This is a genomic window from Indolivaga capnocytophagoides, assembly GCF_036511535.1.
In the GTDB taxonomy this organism is placed as follows: Bacteria; Bacteroidota; Bacteroidia; order Bacteroidales; family Dysgonomonadaceae; genus Dysgonomonas_A; species Dysgonomonas_A capnocytophagoides.
Genome location: NZ_AP028867.1, coordinates 673,267 through 686,727, shown reverse-complemented (window position 1 = coordinate 686,727; position 13,461 = coordinate 673,267). Strand labels below are relative to the sequence as shown.

Genomic DNA, 13,461 nt, shown 5'->3' with positions numbered 1-13,461 from the left:
CCGTATTTAGGTCACAGACATCTTTATCACTTAAAGCTAGCCTATATCCGTTGAATATAAAATCCCTAAACATTAAGGTTCCAAACCTTTTTGTAGTCTATCCGAGATAACTGCAATAGACTGTTATTACTTTAAAATACAACATTAATACTTACTATTACTTAATATGTATCAGCGAATATAAAAATCAAAAAGCTTTCGTTCTTCCAGAAAACCTTCCAGATGATCATTTATTTCGACCCTGCCGACACCGGAAGGTGTACCCGTAAATAAAATATCACCTATCTTCAATGTAAAGAAACGGCTGGCGTAAGCAATTATTTTGTCTACCCGATGAATCATGTCTGAAGTATTGCCTTTCTGGACAATCTCGTTATTTTTTAATAAACTGAAATCAAGACAATCCTCATTCTTCTGTAAAATCTCTTTCGGTACAAACTCTCCTACCACCGCCGAATTATCAAAACCTTTGGATATTTCCCAAGGCAGGCTTTTCTGTTTCAAATCCGACTGAAGATCACGTGCTGTAAAATCAATGCCTACAGTCAACTCATCATAGTATCTGTGGGCAAACCTTTCCGCTATATTTTTCCCTAATCTGTTTATGCGAACTACCACCTCCAGTTCGTAATGGATATTGTTCGAAAAATCAGGAATAAAGAAAGGTTTATTGTCTTTGAGCAATGCCGAATCAGGCTTCATAAATAATATAGGTTCTCCGGAATCAATGCCGTTACGCCCCATTTCCTTATTATGCTCCTGATAATTATGCCCTACACAAATAATTTTCATTACCTAGATACTTGATTTTAAGTCCTTAGACCTGATTACATTCAATTAAATATCGAAAACAAAAACATTTTCAACGATCAGTTTTCAATTTAATAGTGACATTTAAATACTTACTAACGAAAGTATTAATGACTTATTTTAAAGCGATAACCGGCTGTTGCTGTCATCTTGGATAGACTACAAAAAGGTCTAAGACCTTAATCTTTGGCAAAGATAAAAATAATTTGATTCTGTATGGGATAATATCACGATCCGTTTCTTTAAATCATTCCGATTACTTTATAATAGTCGTTTATCAGACCTGAATAGCATAAAGAACAAAAAAAACATTAAATCTATTACGCATGTCTAACAGATTACCTATATTTGTCTTAAAATATTAAGGGTTTCCACCTTTATTCTATTGGTATCTTACAACATTATATATTATAATAGCAATGAGTAATTTAGAAAAAATGACGGCTGAAAAGCTTTTGAGAATCAAAGCTATCAAACTTCAACCATCTAATCCTTTCACTTGGGCTTCCGGCTGGAAATCACCGATCTACTGTGATAACCGGAAACTCTTTTCGTATCCGGCAATACGTAATTTCGTAAAACTGGAAATGAGTCGTATAGTAATCGAAAAATATCCCGATGCAGATGCTGTTGCCGGAGTTGCAACCGGTGCAATCACACCCGGAGCTTTGGTTGCCGACGCATTAGGACTGCCTTTCGTATATGTACGCTCTACACCGAAAGACCATGGCTTGGAGAATCTGATAGAAGGAGAGTTGAGACCGAACAGTAAAGTAGTAGTTATCGAAGATCTTATTTCAACCGGAGGAAGCAGCCTGAAAGCTGTGGAAGCTATCAAGCGCGACGGTTCGGAAGTAGTGGGTATGGTAGCTATTTTCAATTACGGATTTCCTTTGGCTAAAGAGAATTTCGAGAAAGCAAATATCGAATTATCGACCTTAACTAATTACGATGCCGTTTTAGAACAGGCATTGAAGATCGATTATATCGTAGAGTCTGACTTGGAAACTCTTCAGGAATGGAGAAAAGCTCCGTCTAAATGGAAATAAGGTCTAAGGGGCCTTTTGTAAATTAGTTAGCATTAAATATCTAACTGAAAACAAATTGCAGGAATTGCATACAAGGTTGTCGTGTCTGTCAGACAAAACATACCTTGGTGCAATAGAAAACAAACAAGATGACAGAATATACAAGCGACATTAAAACAATCCCTTACTCTGATAAGGATATATTTGAAGTTTTATCCGACCTTAGAAAACTTGATCTGGTAAAGGATAAATTACCCGCCGACAAGGTCAAAGATTTTACATACGATCAGGATTCCTGCAGTGTTAATGTGAGTCCTATCGGAAATATAAGGTTTGTGATTGTGGAAAGGAAACCTCACTCGGAAATAAAATTCGAAGCCGAACAACTACCCTTTCAGCTAAACCTTACTATCGAATTAAAGCAAAACACAGACCAGCAAAAAGAATCGACAGATCTTGCTCTGGTAGTCAACGCAAATCTCAACCCATTCCTAAAGCCAATGGTGTCAAAACCATTGCAGGAAGGACTTAATAAAATGGCTGATATGCTAGCGTCACTGCCATACAGCGAATTAATAAATAAATAAGGATCAATCCTTATTTTTCTCTTTTATGGAGAATCCTGCATTAGAATTATACACAACTATTCACTTTTGAATAGTACCATCACAATAAAATCCGGGAAATATATCTCTTAAAAAATGAAACTCTGGCAAAAAAATACACTCGTCAATAAAGATATAGAAGAGTATACTGTAGGTAAAGACCGTGAAATGGACTTATATCTGGCAAAGCACGATGTACTGGGATCTATGGCTCACATTACCATGCTGCAATCTATAGACTTATTAACCAAAGACGAACTAACAGTTCTTCTTAAAGAATTAAAGTCGATATATGACACTATAGAAAAAGGCGGATTCATTATTGAAGACGATATCGAAGACGTGCATTCTCAGGTCGAACTGATGTTAACTCGGAAACTCGGCGATGTCGGAAAAAAAATACACAGCGGACGTTCAAGAAACGACCAGATTCTTCTTGACCTGAAACTGTTTACCAGAGAACAGATAAAAACAATCGTCGATTCTGTATCGGGACTTATAGATATATTACTTGCTCAAAGCGAAAAATATAAAAATGTACTTATCCCCGGATACACACATTTACAAATAGCCATGCCATCATCATTCGGATTATGGTTTGGCGCATATGCGGAAAGTCTGGTTGATGATCTGCAGTTATTACTGGCAGCATTCAAAATATGCAACCGCAACCCTTTAGGCTCAGCCGCAGGATATGGATCATCATTTCCGCTCAACCGACAGATGACTACTGCCCTGCTTGGATTCGATTCGATGAATTACAATGTGGTATATGCTCAAATGGGACGGGGAAAGATGGAACGTACCGTTGCTTTTGCAATAGCCGGTATCGCCGCAACCCTATCGAAGCTATCTTTTGATGCATGTATGTACAACAGCCAGAATTTCGGATTTATAAAACTTCCGGATGAATACACCACCGGATCGAGCATAATGCCTCACAAAAAGAATCCTGATGTATTTGAACTTTCCCGTGCTAAATGCAACAAACTCCAGGCATTGCCAACCGAAATAACTCTTATCACGAATAATCTTCCATCAGGATATTTTCGGGATATGCAGTTAATTAAAGAAATATTTTTACCCTCGTTCGACGAACTGAATAACTGTATATCAATGATCGGAAGAATGATCGGCGAAATAAAAGTCAATCAAGATATTATCAAAGACGATAAATATACTTATATATTCAGTGTAGAAGAAGTAAACAGACTCGTTCTGGAAGAAGGTGTTCCATTCCGTGATGCTTACAAAAAGGTTGGACTGGATATCGAAGCCGGAAAATTCAACCACGACCGTACAGTACACCATACCCACGAAGGTAGTATAGGCAACTTATGCAATGATCAGATTGAGATATTAAGACAACAAGTAATCGATCAATTTGATTTTTCTGCAATAGAAGCTGCGGAAACTCAACTTTTAAATTCAGCCAAATAAATCTCCCGAGATGGAAAAAACCGAAATAATATTAGTTCGTATTACCGGACAAGACCGTCCGGGTGTGACGACGGCACTTACTGCTATTTTAGGACACTACAATGCAACTATACTCGATATAGGTCAGGCGAATATACATCATTCACTTTCGCTGGCAATCGTATTTGAATCAGAAACTACACAATCGGGATATATACTGAAAGATTTGCTATTCAAAGCAGATGAGTTAAGTGTAAACGTCAGATTCTCGCATCTCAGTAAAGAAGATTACTCTACTTGGGTAAACCTGCAGGGTAAAAACAGATACACCGTTACCATCTTAGGGAAAGAACTGAACGGAACTCAGATATCTCTGGTTACACAAGTATTACTTGCTCATAAACTGAATATCGAAAAGATAAACAGGCTTACTGCACGCATACCTTTGAATAAGACCGACCGTATAGGGCGTTCGTGTATAGAACTATCCATTAGGGGAACAGTGGAGAACTTCAAAGACCTTCAAAAAGAATTTATGAGATTATCATCTCAACATCAAATAGATATAGCCTTTCAGGAAGAGAGTATGTATCGCAGGATGCGCCGCCTTATCTGCTTCGATATGGATTCGACCCTTATTCAGACCGAAGTGATAGATGAACTTGCCGACCGTGCAGGAGTAGGTGAAGAAGTGAGAGCTATAACCGAATCGGCAATGAGGGGAGAGATTGATTTCTCCGAAAGTTTCAAACGCCGTATAGGTCTCTTAAAGGGTCTTGACGAATCGGTAATGAAAGAGATCGCAGAAAATCTGCCTATTACCGATGGTATGGTTCGACTGGTTCGTATTTTAAAAAAGAGTGGATACAAAATAGCAATCCTGTCTGGAGGTTTTACCTATTTCGGTAACTACCTGAAAGAAAAATACGGGTTCGATTATGTATATGCCAACGAACTGGAAATTATAGATGGTAAACTTACCGGAGAACATGTCGGAGACATTGTAGACGGCAAACGTAAAGCGGAGCTGTTGCGGCTCATAGCCCAAGTTGAAAAAGTAGACCTGAAACAAACCGTAGCCGTTGGAGATGGGGCTAATGACCTGCAAATGCTTGCTACCGCAGGATTAGGAATAGCCTTTCATGCCAAACCAAAGGTAAAAGCCAATGCACAACAATCTCTATCGACTGTAGGATTGGATGGAATACTTTATTTCTTGGGATATAGGGATTCTATGCTGGAAGGAGATTATTAAGGTCACAGACCTATTTGTTTGTCAAATATAAGAACCCAGGCATATTATAACTCGAAAATGCATCATTAAATGCTTTCATTTACTTAATTAGTTAGAAGTTACAAGATTGGTATCTGGCTATATTATAAATATAAAAATCTAACATTTAAACATATATAAATTTAGATATAGCACCTTTCATGCGTTAATATAGCCTAATGGAATCCTCATTTTTATTGATTTCTAGCATTTTGATATTATCTTTGCTAATGGATAACAGAAAGTAAAAAGGTCTAAGACCTCACTATAGCTTATATAAATGTTAGATATAGTACTAAAAGGAATACTGATCGGTATACTCGTATCGGCTCCAATGGGACCTATCGGAGTATTATGCGTTCAGCGTACATTGAACGAGGGGCGGGCTCATGGATTTATCTCTGGTCTTGGAGCTTCTTTATCAGATATGGTGTACGCCTGCATCACCGGATTAGGTATCAGTTTTATACTCGACTTTATAGAGGCCAATCATCATCCTCTGCAAATAGCAGGCAGCATACTTTTGATTGCCGCAGGGTATTACATATATAAATCGAATCCGGCCCGAACCTTAAAAAAACAGGGTGAAGCAAAACAATCTCCTTTCTGGCAGGATTTCGTATCTTCTTTTTTTATCAACCTTGCAAATATCGGTATTCTATTCTTTTTTATAGCTATGTTTGCCCGATTCAACTTTATCGACCCTGTAGACTCTACTAAAAATTTTGTCGGCATTGCTTCGATAGGTTTAGGTACAATCATTTGGTGGCTGGCAGTATCTACGGTCGTAGACAAGGTCAGAAACAGATTTAATCCTCGTGGACTTAAGATATTCAACAACATACTAGGTGTTATACTCATTGTCATAGGACTCGTAGGTTTATTAACCGGAACAGTCAGTATCATAGAACACTTAGCTTAAAGTAACTAAACTTGTCATTTTATTGGCAAGTATAAATAACACTGACATTTACCTTTCTAATACATAATATCGACTACTTATTATAACTCATCAGAGCTCCTCCTACCCTATCTTATCTTATTACTTTATTCTCATCTTTTGCAAAAAAAATCACTCCCGTTATTGTAAAATTTAACCGGAAATATTCCGCTTTCTATCGCACTCTAACTTTAACTAAAGTCTCTGATAATTAGCCATCTCTTAATGTATATTATACAATATAAAGCTTTCACCTTACTGTATAATATATGATATTTAATATTTTGATTTTCAATTAATTAACTTCATTTTTATTCTATTTAATTTCATAGATATGATTTTGTTTTCTATATTTGCCTGTAACCAATAAGGTTTGAGACCTTTTAATTCTATTTCATAAGGCATTTCTCACGACTCGGCAAAGTCAAAATAAATTTTGGATCTGCTTGAAATGTTGACTTTTCAAGCATACCTGCAAGAGCAGGTTATCGCTTGAAAATATGTCTTTAATAAACAATCGCCGAAGCGAAGGCGAGGCAAATACTTTCTATTACTAAAGTACCATGAAAACGAACTTTATACATACATATGTATCAGTAGACTGTGTTGTCTTTGGATTTGATGACGACCAGCTCAATATACTTTTAGTTCAACGAGGTGAGAAAGAAGACAGCCTTACTGACCTGAAATTACCCGGAAGCCTTATTTATGACGAAGAGGATGTTGACGATGCCGCTCAACGTGTACTATTCGAACTTACCGGAATAAAAAAAATGACATTAAAGCAATTCCGTTGTTTTTCATCTCCCGACAGAGCAAATAATCCGAATGATATAAAGTGGTTGGATAAAGAGTATAAACCGGATATAAACCGGTTGATTACTGTTGCTTACTTATCTCTATGCAAGATTGACCGTAAACTTAATAATATCTCAAAATATAAAAATTCAAAATGGTGTCCGGTAACAAAATTACCCTATATGCCTTTCGATCATAACCAAATTGTAGAAGCATCATTAGCTGAAATCAGAAAATGGATAGAAGCTGAACCCGTAACCATATTCGAACTATTGCCTCAAAAATTTACAATCAGCCAGATACACAGACTGTATGAAGCGGTCTATAACAAGAAAATAGACATTCGCAATTTTCATAAAAAGATTGGAACAATGCAGTATATCACAGCTTTGGAAGAAAGACAACAAGGGGTTTCACACCGTGCAGCCCGTTATTACAAATTCGATAAAGTGATGTACAACAGGCGTAAGACCAATATCCAATGATAACAATCAGTTTGAAAGATATTTATCTATAAAGAAAAGGGTCACAGCTCTTCTTATAAAACGGTCTTTAAATGACACTGAAAAAGGAAACTAATGAAAACGAACATAAAGAGTGTAACTTTTGTAACCTTTTAAACATAAATAACTGAAAAACAATAACAAAAAAGGTAACACCTAAAGAAAAATATATAACAAATAACAAATATCTGATCATATGTATTTATTAGGATACGACATAGGAAGTTCATCTGTAAAAGCCTGCTTGGTAGAAGCCAACACAGGAAAGATAGTTGCCTCTGATTTCTACCCAAAAGAAGAAATGGAGATTACCGCTGTAAAAGCAGGATGGGCAGAACAGGCTCCCGAAGAATGGTGGAAAAACCTGAAACTGGCTCATGAGTCTATCATCAAACAATCGGGTGTAAAAGCTGAAGATATAAAGGCAATTGGAATCACCTGGCAAATGCACGGATTGGTTTTAGTAGACAAAAACCAACAGGTATTGCGCCCTTCCATTATCTGGTGCGATAGCCGTGCTGTGCCTTACGGTGAAAAGGCATTTAAGGCTATAGGTGAAGAAAAATGCTTATCACACCTGCTAAACTCACCAGGAAATTTTACCGCATCGAAACTTGCCTGGGTAAAAGAACATGAACCTCATATTTTCGAAAAAATAGATAAGCTGATGCTTCCGGGCGATTACATAGCAATGAAACTTTCGGGGGATATCGCCATGACTATCGAAGGTTTATCAGAAGGAATGTTCTGGGATTTCAAAAATCAGTCGGTATCTGAAGACGTTCTGAATTATTACGGCATTCCTAAAAGCTTTATTCCTGAGATAAAACCAATATTCGGCATTCAGGCTGAAGTTTCCGCTCAAGCCGCAAAAGAACTTGGACTGAAAGAAGGTACTCCTATTACATACCGTGCAGGCGATCAGCCTAACAACGCTGCATCGTTAAATGTCTTCAATCCGGGAGAAATAGCTTCTACAGCAGGTACTTCTGGTGTTGTATATGGTGTACTCGATAAATTAGACTACGATACACGCTCCCGTGTTAACACTTTTGCCCATGTCAATTATACACCCGATCAAACCCGTTTAGGAGTATTGTTGTGTATTAATGGAACCGGAATACTTAACTCATGGTTGAGACGTAATCTCGCTGTCGAAGGGCTTTCATATAACGATATGAATAACCTAGCAGCACAATCCCCCATCGGAGCGAAGGGGCTGTCTATCATTCCATTCGGAAACGGGGCGGAACGTGTACTCGAGAATAAAGAAGTTAACTGCTCCATACATGGTGTCAATTTCAATATACACAACAAGGCAGACTTATTAAGAGCCGGACAAGAAGGTATCGTTTTTTCATATGAATACGGTATGGAGATAATGAAAGAAATGGGTATGAATATCCACTTGATAAGAGCCGGTCATGCTAATATGTTCTTAAGTCCTGTATTTGCTCAAACTTTAGCGAATGTAAGCGGTGCAACCATAGAACTATTCAACACCGATGGTGCTGCCGGTGCTGCAAAAGCTGCAGGAATGGGGGTAGGCATTTATGCGTCAAATGAAGAGGCTTTCTCGTCACTGACTAAAATTGCAGTTATAGAGCCCGAAACCAATAAAAAAGCTCAATACAGAGATGCTTATGAGAGATGGAAATCACTGATAATCAAATAAACATAAATATTTTATTACTAACGAAAATTTAAACTAATAACCAATGGCTACAAAAGAATTTTTTCCGGGTATCGGTAAAATCAAATTTGAAGGTAAAGACAGTAAAAATCCAATGGCATTCCATTACTATGATCCAGAAAAACTGGTAAATGGCAAGAAAATGAAAGATTGGTTGAAATTTGCGATGGCTTGGTGGCACACTCTATGTGCTGAAGGTGGTGACCCATTTGGTCCCGGAACCAAAACATTTCCTTGGAGCGAAGGAGCCTCAGCTTTAGATAAAGCCAAAGCAAAAATGGATGCAGGTTTCGAATTTATGCAAAAGATCGGTATCGAATATTACTGTTTCCATGATGTAGACCTTATAGACGAAGCAAACACCATTGAAGAATATGAAGCTAACCTGAAAGCAATTACTGCATACGCAAAGCAAAAACAGGCTGAAACAGGTATCAAATTATTGTGGGGAACAGCTAACGTATTCAGTCATAAGCGTTATATGAACGGTGCTGCCACTAATCCTAATTTTGATGTTGTTGCACGTGCTGCCGTTCAGATTAAGAATGCTATTGATGCTACAATTGAGCTAGGCGGTACAAATTATGTATTCTGGGGAGGACGTGAAGGTTATATGTCAATCCTCAACACAGACCAAAAACGCGAGAAAGAACATTTGGCTCAAATGTTGACTATCGCACGTGATTATGCACGCTCTAAAGGATTTACAGGAACTTTCCTTATCGAACCCAAGCCAATGGAACCAACTAAACATCAGTATGACTATGATGTTGAAACAGTTATAGGCTTCCTTCGTAACTATGGTTTGGATAAAGACTTCAAGATCAATATCGAAGTAAACCATGCAACATTGGCCGGACATACATTCGAACACGAATTGGCTTGTGCTGTAGATGCCGGTATGCTCGGATCTATTGACGCAAACCGTGGAGATTATCAAAACGGCTGGGATACAGACCAGTTCCCCATCGACCAATTTGAACTTGTTCACGCATATATCCAAATTATCCGTAATGGTGGACTTGGTAATGGAGGTACAAACTTCGATGCCAAAACCCGTCGTAACTCTACCGATCTGGAAGATATCTTTATCGCCCATATCACAGGTATGGATGTAATGGCTCGTGCTTTGGAAAATGCTGCTGAACTGCTGAATGATTCTCCATACAGCAAAATGCTGAAAGACCGTTACGCTTCATTTGATGGAGGTAAAGGAAAAGACTTCGAAACAGGAAAACTAAAACTCGAAGATCTTGTTTCATACGCTAAACAAGCAGGCGAACCTAAACAAATCAGTGGAAAACAAGAGCTTTATGAAGCCATTGTAAATATGTACACAAAATAATTCAACTCTGAAAACAGGTGCAGTTATCCCCAAAGACAGCTGCACCTATTTTAACTTTAATCAATTGGTTACCAAACCAAAATTCCACTTCATGAAAAACGAAACAAGTAAATCATACGCCTTCGGTGTCACGCTCATCGCCACACTCGGAGGTTTGCTCTTCGGATACGACACAGCCGTCATATCGGGAACTGTAGAATCGCTGCGACATTTTTTCATCGATCCCATGAATTTATCTCCTTTCGAGGCTAGTGCAATGGAAGGCTTTGTTGTCAGCAGCGCACTTATCGGATGTATTGTCGGTGCAGCCATTGCCGGATGGCTGAGCCAGCACTTTGGCCGTAAGCCTGCTCTATTTGCAGCTGCTGTTTTATTTTTCCTTGCTGCGATAGGATCAGCATGGCCCGAAATCGGCTATCATATGCCCGATGCAGGAGATCATACATTTGTGTATCATTTTGTATTCTACCGCATATTAGGAGGTATCGGTGTAGGTATAGCTTCTATGGTTTCTCCGATGTATATTGCAGAAATAGCCCCACCATCGAAAAGAGGGAGTTTGGTCGCTTTAAATCAATTCGCTATTATATTTGGTATGCTGGTGGTATATTTTGTTAATTACTTTATAGCCAAACAAGATTCAGGAACCGGAGAATGGCTACATTCTGTAGGTTGGAGATATATGTTTGCATCTTTGGCGATTCCTTCGGGATTATTCTTCCTGCTTTTATTCTTTGCTCCTGAAACACCCAGATGGCTGGTTATGAAGGGAAAAACAGAGAAAGCTCACAATATACTATCAAAATTAGTAGGTTCTGTTGAAGCCGATCAGGAAATTAAAGAAATCAAGCATAGTTTCGATAAAGAACAAGAATCATCACTTAAGCCATACTATAAATTCATGATGACATGGTTAGTGTTATTCGTTATCGGATATCTTGTTCTTCAATTTAGTCAAGTATCTAGTGCGCTTGAAATAGCAATGATCTTCAGTTTCCTCATCGCACTTGTCGTACCGATCAAATCTTATGGTTTTGCCATTATCATCACAGGGCTTTTACTATCTGCATTCCAACAGTTTGTAGGAATCAATGTCGTTTTGTACTACGCTCCCGAAATCTTCAAGAGTATGGGTGCAGACACAGACAGTTCTTTATTACAGACTATCATTGTCGGAATCGTGAATCTGTCATTTACTACATTGGCAATTCTTACAGTAGATAAATTCGGCCGTAAGCCTTTACTTATAACCGGAGCGTTGGTTATGGCTGTATCGATGCTGGGATTAGGCTCTTCTTTTGCAGCAGATCTTCCTGGTGGACTTAAGCTCGTCTTTATGCTGACTTATACTGCGGGGTTTGCCATGTCATGGGGACCTGTATGTTGGGTTATGCTTGCAGAAGTATTTCCAAATTCAGTACGTTCTGCTGTTATGTCTATTGCTGTTGCAGCTCAATGGGTATCAAACTTCCTTGTGTCATGGACATTCCCTATAATGGATAAAAATGAAACGCTTATCAGTACTTTCAACCATGGTTTCTCTTACTGGGTATATGGCGCAATGGCTGTCCTTGCAGCCTTATTTGTCTGGAAAAAAATTCCCGAAACTAAAGGTAAGACTCTGGAAGACATGGAAAATCTTTGGAAAAAGTAATATTCTTAACACTATAAATAGGAAAACAGGCTATATTTCTGAATAGCCTGTTTTTAATATAGAAAAATCAGTAATTCTATTTAGTTATTATCTTATTCAATATTGAACGTAATAGCTGTATCGGTCAAGGGAAACTTATAATTCTTTAATCTACAAATAATACTTTCTTTAGAGGTGAAATCCGATTACAAAAGAGTCAGTAACTAATAAAAAAGCCTCAGAATTTTATTCCGAGGCTTTCTTATTTTTGATCACTTTTTTCTTCTTTTTAGTAAAAAGCGATTTTATTTTTTTCACCACTAATCCTATTAACATAGGCTGCACTACTTCCCAAATTAAAGGAGCCGCACCCATAAGCATTGGAGCAAATCTAGATATAGAAGACTCTTCTTCAATATCTTCATCCTCCTTCTGTCTCGATCGAGACTTCTTTCCACCTGTAAATAAAGAGAATATATCGCCAAAACCTGATTTCGTAGAAGAGAAAACCGAACCTATCAATAAACGTCCAAAATTTTCACGGGCATAGCCGACTCTCTCCAATAAATGCTGTTCCTGTTCTGCACATTCACACGTGAGACGAGCCTTTTCTTCACGAAGTTTTTCTATTGGAGTCAGTTCATTCTTCATCTTCTTCTATTTTCTGAATTGTACGGATAGTCATATTTACAATGTAACGGCGTAATAATCTTCGACAGACATATACTCCTAACAGCATTAATAAAATAATAACTATAAGAATTCCAAATCCGGCAGAATAATTATGTAAGGCTTCTCCGATAAAAAGAGCAATACCAAAAAGGAATAGGCCAAATAAAATCAACGCCAAAACAGCTATTATCAAGCTATATATAATATAAGAAGATGTACTTGCCACCTTTTCGTAAACCTTGAGCTTAGCCAAGGTTATACGCTTATCTATATAGCTTGATAAATCAGCTTTGGACTCGTCGATGAGTTCCGAAAAGTCTTGATATTCGTTTTTTTCGTTATCAATCTTCATCCTCTACCAGATCTTCCAGAGCCTCCTCGGCTTTCGAGGCTGAACCCTTTACATTGCTTTTTACTTTTTCAACTAATTTATTGATTTCTTTAAGCCATTCTTCTTTTTTATCAGAAGCTGCAACATATCCGGCTGCTGCACCTACGGCTGCACCGATTGCCAGAAATAGTAAATTTGAATTTGATTTTCCCATTTTTATAGTTCAATTATGTTAGTAACAATTTATTGATATATTCTTAACAAAGATATGTTTCTTTTGTTTTTGGCACTCGCCTAAAGTAATATTTTTTGAGAATATTACTATAAAAATCCACCTATAATTAACCTTTGTTAATATGCAACCAAGTAACAAAAGCATTTAGTGATTCATTCTGAAATACTAACCAGTGT

The 13,461-nt window shown here is 37.7% G+C and carries 13 protein-coding genes; 9 read left to right on the top strand and 4 right to left on the bottom strand.

The features are described from left to right. Positions 1-171: 171 nt before the first annotated feature. On the bottom strand, positions 172-792 hold the full coding sequence (locus AABJ51_RS02945) for a fumarylacetoacetate hydrolase family protein (RefSeq protein ID WP_338374341.1): 621 nt from the start codon (positions 790-792) through the stop codon (positions 172-174). A gap of 437 nt (positions 793-1,229) precedes the next feature. On the opposite strand from AABJ51_RS02945, the gene pyrE reads away from it, so the two are divergent. From pyrE to xylE, 9 genes are all read left to right on the top strand, one after another. Beyond that, complete coding sequence (gene pyrE / locus AABJ51_RS02940) at positions 1,230-1,859, top strand: orotate phosphoribosyltransferase (RefSeq protein ID WP_026626860.1); 630 nt, start codon at positions 1,230-1,232, stop codon at positions 1,857-1,859. A gap of 128 nt (positions 1,860-1,987) precedes the next feature. Continuing rightward, positions 1,988-2,425 carry a hypothetical protein gene (locus AABJ51_RS02935; RefSeq protein ID WP_026626861.1) on the top strand — a complete coding sequence of 146 codons (438 nt, stop codon included), beginning with the start codon at positions 1,988-1,990 and terminating at the stop codon, positions 2,423-2,425. Positions 2,426-2,539: 114 nt separating this feature from the next. Beyond that, complete coding sequence (argH, locus tag AABJ51_RS02930; protein WP_338374340.1) at positions 2,540-3,883, top strand: argininosuccinate lyase; 1,344 nt, start codon at positions 2,540-2,542, stop codon at positions 3,881-3,883. Positions 3,884-3,893: 10 nt separating this feature from the next. Then, positions 3,894-5,117, top strand: coding sequence for a phosphoserine phosphatase SerB (serB, locus tag AABJ51_RS02925; protein ID WP_338374339.1), 1,224 nt, complete (start codon positions 3,894-3,896; stop codon positions 5,115-5,117). Positions 5,118-5,415: 298 nt separating this feature from the next. Continuing rightward, positions 5,416-6,057 carry a LysE family translocator gene (locus AABJ51_RS02920; RefSeq protein WP_338374338.1) on the top strand — a complete coding sequence of 214 codons (642 nt, stop codon included), beginning with the start codon at positions 5,416-5,418 and terminating at the stop codon, positions 6,055-6,057. 581 nt (positions 6,058-6,638) lie between these two features. Continuing rightward, a complete protein-coding gene (locus AABJ51_RS02915) occupies positions 6,639-7,358 on the top strand; it encodes an NUDIX hydrolase (RefSeq protein ID WP_338374337.1) in 720 nt (239 codons plus the stop codon). Positions 7,359-7,572: 214 nt separating this feature from the next. Continuing rightward, positions 7,573-9,051, top strand: a complete 1,479-nt coding sequence (locus tag AABJ51_RS02910; protein ID WP_338374336.1) for a xylulokinase — start codon at positions 7,573-7,575, stop codon at positions 9,049-9,051. Between the two features lie 43 nt (positions 9,052-9,094). Continuing rightward, positions 9,095-10,414, top strand: coding sequence for a xylose isomerase (gene xylA, locus AABJ51_RS02905; RefSeq protein ID WP_026626867.1), 1,320 nt, complete (start codon positions 9,095-9,097; stop codon positions 10,412-10,414). Positions 10,415-10,505: 91 nt separating this feature from the next. Continuing rightward, complete coding sequence (gene xylE, locus AABJ51_RS02900; protein ID WP_338374335.1) at positions 10,506-12,068, top strand: D-xylose transporter XylE; 1,563 nt, start codon at positions 10,506-10,508, stop codon at positions 12,066-12,068. 225 nt (positions 12,069-12,293) lie between these two features. On the opposite strand, the gene AABJ51_RS02895 is transcribed toward xylE, so the two are convergent. From AABJ51_RS02895 to AABJ51_RS02885, 3 genes are read right to left on the bottom strand one after another with little or no spacing between them, the layout of a single operon-like run. Next, the gene (locus tag AABJ51_RS02895) at positions 12,294-12,698 is read right to left on the bottom strand and encodes a hypothetical protein (RefSeq protein ID WP_338374334.1); all 405 of its coding nucleotides are present in this window, start codon (positions 12,696-12,698) and stop codon (positions 12,294-12,296) included. Continuing rightward, positions 12,688-13,071 carry a phage holin family protein gene (locus AABJ51_RS02890; protein WP_051290755.1) on the bottom strand — a complete coding sequence of 128 codons (384 nt, stop codon included), beginning with the start codon at positions 13,069-13,071 and terminating at the stop codon, positions 12,688-12,690. The genes AABJ51_RS02895 and AABJ51_RS02890 overlap by 11 nt, the downstream gene beginning before the upstream one ends. Then, the gene (locus AABJ51_RS02885; protein WP_026626870.1) at positions 13,061-13,264 is read right to left on the bottom strand and encodes a YtxH domain-containing protein; all 204 of its coding nucleotides are present in this window, start codon (positions 13,262-13,264) and stop codon (positions 13,061-13,063) included. The genes AABJ51_RS02890 and AABJ51_RS02885 overlap by 11 nt, the downstream gene beginning before the upstream one ends. Positions 13,265-13,461 lie beyond the last annotated feature (197 nt).

Coding starts and splice junctions, on each gene's coding strand:
- serB (WP_338374339.1), top strand. CDS start 3,894: ATGGAAAAAACCGAAATAATATTAGTTCGTATTACCGGACAAGACCGT.
- AABJ51_RS02945 (WP_338374341.1), bottom strand. CDS start 792: ATGAAAATTATTTGTGTAGGGCATAATTATCAGGAGCATAATAAGGAA.
- AABJ51_RS02920 (WP_338374338.1), top strand. CDS start 5,416: ATGTTAGATATAGTACTAAAAGGAATACTGATCGGTATACTCGTATCG.
- pyrE (WP_026626860.1), top strand. CDS start 1,230: ATGAGTAATTTAGAAAAAATGACGGCTGAAAAGCTTTTGAGAATCAAA.
- argH (WP_338374340.1), top strand. CDS start 2,540: ATGAAACTCTGGCAAAAAAATACACTCGTCAATAAAGATATAGAAGAG.
- AABJ51_RS02915 (WP_338374337.1), top strand. CDS start 6,639: ATGAAAACGAACTTTATACATACATATGTATCAGTAGACTGTGTTGTC.
- AABJ51_RS02890 (WP_051290755.1), bottom strand. CDS start 13,071: ATGAAGATTGATAACGAAAAAAACGAATATCAAGACTTTTCGGAACTC.
- AABJ51_RS02885 (WP_026626870.1), bottom strand. CDS start 13,264: ATGGGAAAATCAAATTCAAATTTACTATTTCTGGCAATCGGTGCAGCC.
- xylE (WP_338374335.1), top strand. CDS start 10,506: ATGAAAAACGAAACAAGTAAATCATACGCCTTCGGTGTCACGCTCATC.
- AABJ51_RS02895 (WP_338374334.1), bottom strand. CDS start 12,698: ATGAAGAATGAACTGACTCCAATAGAAAAACTTCGTGAAGAAAAGGCT.
- AABJ51_RS02910 (WP_338374336.1), top strand. CDS start 7,573: ATGTATTTATTAGGATACGACATAGGAAGTTCATCTGTAAAAGCCTGC.
- AABJ51_RS02935 (WP_026626861.1), top strand. CDS start 1,988: ATGACAGAATATACAAGCGACATTAAAACAATCCCTTACTCTGATAAG.
- xylA (WP_026626867.1), top strand. CDS start 9,095: ATGGCTACAAAAGAATTTTTTCCGGGTATCGGTAAAATCAAATTTGAA.